The organism is Tateyamaria pelophila (genome assembly GCF_019966495.1).
GTDB classification, from domain to species: domain Bacteria; phylum Pseudomonadota; class Alphaproteobacteria; order Rhodobacterales; family Rhodobacteraceae; genus Tateyamaria; species Tateyamaria pelophila.
Genome location: NZ_JAIMIA010000169.1, coordinates 1 through 7,472 on the forward strand (window position 1 = coordinate 1; position 7,472 = coordinate 7,472).

6 protein-coding genes are annotated in these 7,472 nt (G+C 55.5%); 2 read left to right on the top strand and 4 right to left on the bottom strand.

Features of this window, described 5'->3' with window-relative positions:
* Positions 1 to 195: 195 nt before the first annotated feature.
* Together LC354_RS25175 and LC354_RS25180 are read right to left on the bottom strand one after the other, a co-directional pair.
* On the bottom strand, positions 196 to 726 hold the full coding sequence (locus LC354_RS25175) for a hypothetical protein (protein ID WP_223428719.1): 531 nt from the start codon (positions 724 to 726) through the stop codon (positions 196 to 198).
* A gap of 28 nt (positions 727 to 754) precedes the next feature.
* Positions 755 to 1,573, bottom strand: a complete 819-nt coding sequence (locus tag LC354_RS25180; RefSeq protein ID WP_223428720.1) for an amidohydrolase family protein — start codon at positions 1,571 to 1,573, stop codon at positions 755 to 757.
* On the opposite strand from LC354_RS25180, the gene LC354_RS25185 reads away from it, so the two are divergent.
* A complete protein-coding gene (locus LC354_RS25185; protein ID WP_223428721.1) occupies positions 1,548 to 2,816 on the top strand; it encodes an AraC family transcriptional regulator in 1,269 nt (422 codons plus the stop codon). The two genes, LC354_RS25180 and LC354_RS25185, sit on opposite strands and share 26 nt — an antisense overlap.
* A gap of 304 nt (positions 2,817 to 3,120) precedes the next feature.
* On the opposite strand, the gene LC354_RS25190 is transcribed toward LC354_RS25185, so the two are convergent.
* A complete protein-coding gene (locus LC354_RS25190; protein ID WP_223428722.1) occupies positions 3,121 to 4,980 on the bottom strand; it encodes a putative Na+/H+ antiporter in 1,860 nt (619 codons plus the stop codon).
* A gap of 975 nt (positions 4,981 to 5,955) precedes the next feature.
* Positions 5,956 to 6,963: an FUSC family protein gene (locus tag LC354_RS25200; protein ID WP_223428723.1), complete on the bottom strand. Its 1,008-nt coding sequence runs from the start codon at positions 6,961 to 6,963 to the stop codon at positions 5,956 to 5,958.
* Between the two features lie 99 nt (positions 6,964 to 7,062).
* Between LC354_RS25200 and LC354_RS25205 the strand changes: the two genes are divergently transcribed.
* Positions 7,063 to 7,472, top strand: a 410-nt coding sequence (locus LC354_RS25205) for a transposase (RefSeq protein WP_223421634.1), incomplete at its 3' end; no start/stop codon positions are given.

Here is a 7,472-nt window from a genome sequence, read left to right on the forward strand (position 1 = left end):
AGATTGGCAATATCGTCAAACAGGGTTTCGGGGTCGATGACCCGGCCATTGTTGATCACCAGATCATAGTCTTGCGCGAATGCCGCTGAAACGGTCAGCAGCCCGGCAACAAATGTTGTTGTTAATAGCGGCGCCTTAGTCATCATTTGGTTTTCCTCTGTCACAATTTTTCTATTTATTTCCAACAGTTTCAGCTCACGACTGCATTGCGGATCGCCCTGCCCGCCGACAAGCCGTGCACATCAGGCGCTTACTCTCCCCGGCCAGCGTTTTCGCCGCGTTGCGCAGATATCCGGGCGAATGATCGATCCCCGAGATTTCATCCTGGTTGGGCGCCCGCTCAAGCTCGGAGAAATCCTTCGGCGGCGCGACGTAGGAGCACTTGAAGAATTCGGGGATATTGAGGTTGTAAAAGATGGAATCTTCGCTACCCGACTGCCAGCTTGGAAAACTGCAGTTCTTGGTCGCCTTTTCGATGAATTCGAAGGACTGGGGCTTTTTCCACCGGGCCATCGGGCTATCGACTTCAAGCGGTTCGAAACGCGATGCGCCAACTCGGACTGGCCCACTCGTTCGTGCCGCGGCAGGCCGGGAGGGCAGCCCGAGCCAGGCGGCACGCGCCGCCGCTCCGACAGCAACGCCGCGCGCCATAAAGCTGCGCCGTGAAATACCCTTCGGAGCGTCGCTATCTTTGTCGTGTTCGGGTCCCGCAGATCTTTTAGCCATGTATGGTTTGTCCAGTGAGGCTGCATTTTTAAACTGCAACAGCAATGCGGATCGGCCAACCATTCGGAGCATCAAGCACAAGCTCCCCGTCGCGCACCGAGAACCCGCCGTTCACGACACCGGTTTGCACGCCCACAGTCCGTTGATTGGCATAGATGCATATGCGCGCCGGTGATGGCGGCACGGCGATGCTGGCGTACTGCACATGGATATAGGTCGGGACGGTGTATTTCTTGGCCAATTCCGCGCGCGCGACATCTTCATTATGGCCATACACCGGCGCATAACCGGCGTTGACGCCGATGCCAAGCGCATCGCCCCTCAGGCCCTGCTCGACCAACGACATGATGCGTTCAGACCGTTCCGGGTTGGCGATGTCCGACTTCCAGTTGGTGCGACCCTGCGCATCCGTAAAAAAATCCACTGTGGCCAACGGATCGGTTTCGCTAGAGGCCGCGATCCGGCTGTGGACCCGGCCCTCCGACGCGCCAGAGTTCACCGGCCGGTTCTTCTTGGCCTGACCATCATACCAGTCGCCGATTGGCACAAGGCCGGATTCAAGCTCCAGCGCCGTGGTGACGCGCTGGATAACCTGCATCCGGTAGTCGCCGATGTTGTTCCCATGGGACTGCATTTCGATGAAGCCCGGCGAAACCACATGGGCGATGGCGTCGATGACCACATCGCCCTCCAGCGGGTGTTCGCTGATCGCCACGATCTTTTCGCCCTCTGTGGTAACGTTGCAAATGGCATCCAGCCCGGTTTCGGGGTCGATCACTCGACCACCCAGAACAAGGATGTCATTTGCCAACAGGGCCGTCGTGGTCGACAACAGTAAAGCAACCATCGTGGCGGCTTCCAAGGCTCTTGTTCGCAACTTTTTCAGGCTCCAACGCTTTCCGAGATCGCCAGCGCCGCGTGATCATCGCCGGGTTCTCTTCATCTGCGGTCTGTTGACTATCACGCCCGAGGCGCAATTTGTTTGCAGCTCATGCCAACTGTGTCATAATCCTGTCCCTCAAGGTTATCCTGACGGGATTGAGGGAGCAGTACGAATGCGCAAGAAATCTGACCTGAAATTCACGCGGGCCATGATGGTTCTGTTCCCGCTCTCCAAGGCGTTCACCGCGCGGGGTGGCGACATTGAAGCGCTCATGGCCCGAAACGGCATTCCCCTAGGTGCGCTGACTGACCCTGCTATGCTGGTTGACGCGTATGCCTGTTATTCAGCCATGGAGGATATGGCGGAAACTCTCGGCGATCGGTATTTTAGCGCAAAGGTGGCCATCGAAACGGCGAGGAAAGGAACGCCGGGGCTTCGGGAAGCGGCGACCCATGCTCTCAACTTGGGAGATTTCCTCTCCCGTGTGGTCGTGGAAGTCTCGAAACAGGTTGATAACGTGCGGTACTCCGTTTCCATCACACCCGACTTTGCCAGCCTGGAGATAAAGCGCACGCTTGACGCGCCGAAGCTGACAAGACAGTTGGATGCCGCCGGCGCGGCCTTCTACGTCACGGTGATTAAGCAGGGTTTGGGTGGCATTTTCGACCCTAACGACATCCTCGTCACTGTGCCGTCCACTTCAGGCCTTCCGCCTCGGTTTCTGCCGAAATCGGCGCTTATCAAGTCGGAGATCAATGGCTTGCGGATTACGTTTCCGCCTCAATGGCTTTGGGCGCCATTCTCGCTGGACTGGGACGTGGTGGAAGCGTCACGAGGGGAATTCGCGCCCAACAGCGCCGACGAAACGACGCTTTCCTATCTTCGCGGAATGCTGACTGACAACATCGCTCATCAGGATCTGCCGCTGAACAGCTTTGCCGCGATCTGCCGCCTGCATCCACGCCGCATCCAGCGCATCCTGTGGGCACAAGGCACCTCCTACAGTCAGATGAAGGACGACATACGCCAGAGCATCACCGAAGATCTCTTGTCGAACACGCGCCTGCCCATCGCGCAAATAGCCTTGCAGGTCGGCCTTTCGGGTCCGGCCGCCCTGCACCGATCATTCCGGCGATGGACAGGCAGGACGCCAAAGCGTTTTCGAGAAGAAGCTACACCAGACCTTGATACCGCGATTGCGGAATAGCGGTGCGGATTCGTGACCGGCGGCGAACTGCGGTGGGCGGTACTGAGTGCTGTGACGGAACAGATCTTGACCGTCAGGGCGCTTCATCGCCCGATCCTATATTGCGAAACAGAAACGAAAGGAGACACTACCATTGACCACATCATGACAAAGAAAAAGTAATGACTGACCGGGTCAGTTCTCGGTGATATTCAACAGTTTAATGTTTTCTGACTTGCGCGATATTACTGATCTGGCGAATGAAAAAGACCAAGATCCGGAAAAACGAGAGCGACTTCTATTACAGCTTTTTTTCGGCAGCTTCTCACAATACAGCCAGACACAGCCAACAAATGATGGTGGGGCCAATTGCAGCTTTCAGAAGCCCTAATGGTGAAACTGTACCACCGAAATAACCTTTCAGAAGGGACTGACCTGCCGGATTTGGCGCATTGGCAATCACGGTCAGGCCGCCGCCTGCAACGGCTCCGGCGACGACTGCGTATTTGAGATCGTCAGTAAAGCCGGGCACCAGCGTGCTGAGATAGGTAATGGCAGCATTATCATTGAAAGCTGTCAAAACGGTTGCCCCCATCATCAGTGGCACCTCGTCAAGGCTTCCCAGGACAGGTGCAATCCACCAGCCTTGAACGCCTCCGTGGATGACCAATCCGGCCAGAAAAAAGCCGACCAGCAAAGGGGCTTGCAGCTGGATCCGGTTTTGATACTGGGATGTCACTTGTGCAAATCCGAGGAAGAACATCAGGCCAAGGACAAAAAGTGACACATGGTGTGCGTTGAGGATTGTCCACCCCATGAAGACGACATGGACGAGTGTTATCCATAGGGGAACAGCGTCTTCCCGCTTGTCCCAATCAGGGTCCTCAAAAGGCGCACGTTGCGCCTCCGGCAAAACACGGGGCACTGATTTTCTGACCTCATACAGGACGACCTCATCGAACCGCTTGTCTAGCGCTTCTTTAACCAGATCCTTGTCGACACCTTCTGACAGCAATGACGGCATCAGATGCGCTTCAATATTATTTCGCACCCCTTCGAAGAAGGTTCTTATCTGGCCTTCAATCGCCGAACTGGTTTGCTGAACGGAATCGACTTGACCGGCGGCCTGTCGATACTCTCTGTCCATCAATTCACGCGGAACAAACCGTCTGCTGATGTCGTCTTTGAGAACCTGAAGAGCGAACTTCTCCTGAAGCTCTGACAGTTCTTTCCGGAACACCAGAAAATAGACAGCGTTCCCGAGAAGAATTCCGACAATGGCCTTCCAGCCAAAGGTCGTGATCATAAAGGCTGCATCCCAGCCCCAAGGCTCGGCAACCATCAAGATTGGCGGAGCGGCGAAGTGCGCCAGCGTTCCACCGATGGAAATGTTTACGAACAACAATCCTAGAGTAGCGTATTTGAAGGCAACAGACGGTTGCAGGTCGTAAAACCTTTGTGCCAACAAAACAGCGGTGATCGTCATGGCCGCAGGTTCGGTTATGAAAGACCCCAGCAATGGGCCAACCGTCATCACCGTCACCCAAAAGGCCCCAAGTGTTCCCCCAAGAAGCCTTGAGATCCTCAGCATCAGGCTTTCTGCCAATTTCAGGATCGGCCGGGTGGACGCCAGCACCATGATAACGATGACAAAGGTAGGCTCGGTCAGGTCAACTCCCTGATCGATGTAGGAAACCGCTGTTTGCCAATCATAAAACCCGATGATCGCGATCAACAACGGAATTGTCCAGAGTCCGAATACGACCTCGATTTCTCCGAAGAAATGATAGATTCCTGCCAGAACATCAGAAGACCCTTCACGCGCATCTCCACGTTTGACTCGTTGGGCGTGCGCATGAGCCCGGGCATGACTGAGCTTCAGGAATTTTCCAGCCAGAAATGTATGGATGATGGCTGCCAGAAATATCAGGGTCGCCACCAGGTTAAACGGTGCCATCGAAATCCGGTTCAGCAGGATCGAGCCGATGCTCCCAAGGTCGCTATCCCCGTAACTATCAAAGCTGGGTGGAAAATCGAGGTTTGCTGTTGCCCCCGCTGCATCACCGGTGCCCGCCAACAGTAACATGAAACAGAGCGTTGCAGACACTGCGCCGATTTTGAGCCAGAAACCAGTTGCCATTGGATTGTGACCTGCCCAGGCGGAAAACAACGTTACGTTCTTCATCAACTCATTCCACCACCGGTTTCGGCGACCACCAGTTTTAAGATCTAATCGAGACGTGCTGGATCAGATCCAGGACCATGTAGCCTGACACGACATAGAGTGTCGCAAGCAGAATACAGCCGACATTCCCCAAGTAGAATACCGACCAGTTGATGTTGAGACCGTTTTGTACCCAGATCAAGCCTCTTGGGCACGCCGTGCCAGTGCTTGGTACTCCGGCGCGCGAACTGAGCATGCTTTTTGGAATTGGCGGCCGGTATGATGCACTTATCGGGCTGTTCGAAAGTCGTTTGGGCAGACTGGTCGAGCCGCTTTTGTCGGGATTTTCTGCTATCGACCTCATGCGGAAATCCATCGGGACTCGCGGCGATGATCTATCAGGCCGCCCAAAGAAGCCGGATATAAATCAACAATCGCGACCTTCGATCCAGAACCAAAGAGACCGTTGCAATCAGGCGGGGTCCATGTACTTCCATACATGTACAAAGTTGGGCAAACAGGCCTGATCTGAGAGTCATGTTGTAAGTCGGCATTGTAGCGGGCGATTATGAGCAGCTGGTCACCGACGATGTACAAGACCCGGACCCGGGTAGACTACAATCTGTCTTTGAAATGACGCGGTTCTCTGTCGATCTGGTATGATCTTGAGATGGCATAGGTGCAGTGGATTGCGGTCGATCTGGATGCCAGCGGGCCTATAACTCTGTGGCTATGCTAGCCTGCCTGACCCGCACCGCCTACTCTCTTATGGTCTGATCTGAGCTTCACCGGTTTTGGTTGAACGTTGGGGAATTCCTCGATGGAGAGGTAACGGGGCGTTCCAGAAAAGTTGATCTGATAGCAGTCAGCGCGCTTGCCATATGTAGCGAGATACAGTGCTGGGTCACGATCAATTATCGACGCGTGCGGCGAAGCCGAGAAACACGTAACCAACTCTGTCAGAGTACCGGGTAATCATCGCAATACGAAGGTTCTTCAAGCGTCGTCAATGTAGACCGCAACCGCGTCGGCCAGAAACTCAAGACTGTCCTGACATCGCCGCCAATCTGCATTCCCGACTGCTGTCCGCTCACCGAAATCCGGCAAATCAGGTGACGTGCCAATCAGATTGATCGCGCCGGTGACCCTTGCCAAATCCTCACGCAGGTTCGGCGGCATTTCGTTCGGCGCATTGCGCAAGGCCCGAACCGCACTGATTGCAAACAACAGTGCGGCGGCAAAAATGCGCATGACATCCCTATCGGACCTTGCTGCAACTTCGATCACTTCGTCCGAATGCATTCTGCCGCGCACAGACCACTGCACTGCGTCCCGCGCCGTCATCAGGCTCGTATCAAGCGAAGAAAACCCGGAATGAGCACCCGATAGTTGCTGCAGTGCAGTCTGGGCCTTGCCAACGTCCGCTGTTTCGAGAGCCACCGCGCAGGTATTCAGCCCGCTGCTCACCAGCCCAATCATATTCTGCGCCGCCGCTTTGATCCGCACCACCGGGTCCGGAGTGCCTAGGATCTGACTGAATACAAGCACGATTGCGATGGCGATTGCTGCGTCAGTCATGCGTTCCAATCCACCGGCTTCGGGGCCCACCGCAAATATAATGACGACAGATACACCTGCCTGCATCACTGTTGCCGTACACAATCGTAACAGAGCGCCGATGAACATAGCCAAAGTCACTGAGACAAAGACCTGTAGCCACAGCGGGATAGCCGCCAAAAGAAATATTCCGGCTTCGCCAATGGATATGCCAACTACGACACCTGCCACGGCACTTAGCGACGTGCGAAACGCATTGGACAGTCCGGGTGCCAATGCTGTGATAACAATGAATGTACCAAATGTCGGGTTCTGATGCCCCAACAGCAGGTTCGGGATCTTCCACGCGAGGATCACAGCGATGCCCGCAACGAATGCCTGAAATAATAGCTCGTTGCCGCCCCGAAAGAACCGACGCACGGCCGCGTAGACATCACTCAAGTTCAATTAAACCCGCATTCCCCAAGTGGATCTCTGATTTCGCTGTCTTGAACGTGATATTTTCTATATATATCATGGCGTTGGTTGCTGCGGAGGATGTGTTTCATGGATCACCCAGAGGGTGCGGGCTTGCAGCGGGCAGATCGTGTGGATTTTGACCCTCGCGTGCGGCTGGAATTCCGGGGCGCTCAGCTCAGTTCGGATGGCGGCCTTCTGGTGATGCGCGAGCTTGATGACGCGCTCGGTCTGTCCAATCTGGCGTCTGCTGCCCTGTGCGATAATCGCCGTGGCAAGAACACGATCCACCGGCTCGACGGGCTGTTTCGGCAATCGGTCTACGGCCGGTTGGCAGGATACGGGGACGTCAATGACGCCGACCGTCTCGCGCTCGATCCCGTGATGCGCCAGGTTGTCGGTGGCCGTGCCGTCGATGCGCATGCCGCATCCACGTCGCAGATGGGCCGGTTCGAGACCGAGGGACTGGCGACCGCAGAGAACCGGGCGGCTCTGTCTGA

Excerpts from the sequence above, each read along its gene's own strand:
- LC354_RS25175 (WP_223428719.1), bottom strand. The coding sequence starts at position 726 with ATGGCTAAAAGATCTGCGGGACCCGAACACGACAAAGATAGCGACGCT.
- LC354_RS25180 (WP_223428720.1), bottom strand. The coding sequence starts at position 1,573 with ATGGTTGCTTTACTGTTGTCGACCACGACGGCCCTGTTGGCAAATGAC.
- LC354_RS25190 (WP_223428722.1), bottom strand. The coding sequence starts at position 4,980 with ATGAAGAACGTAACGTTGTTTTCCGCCTGGGCAGGTCACAATCCAATG.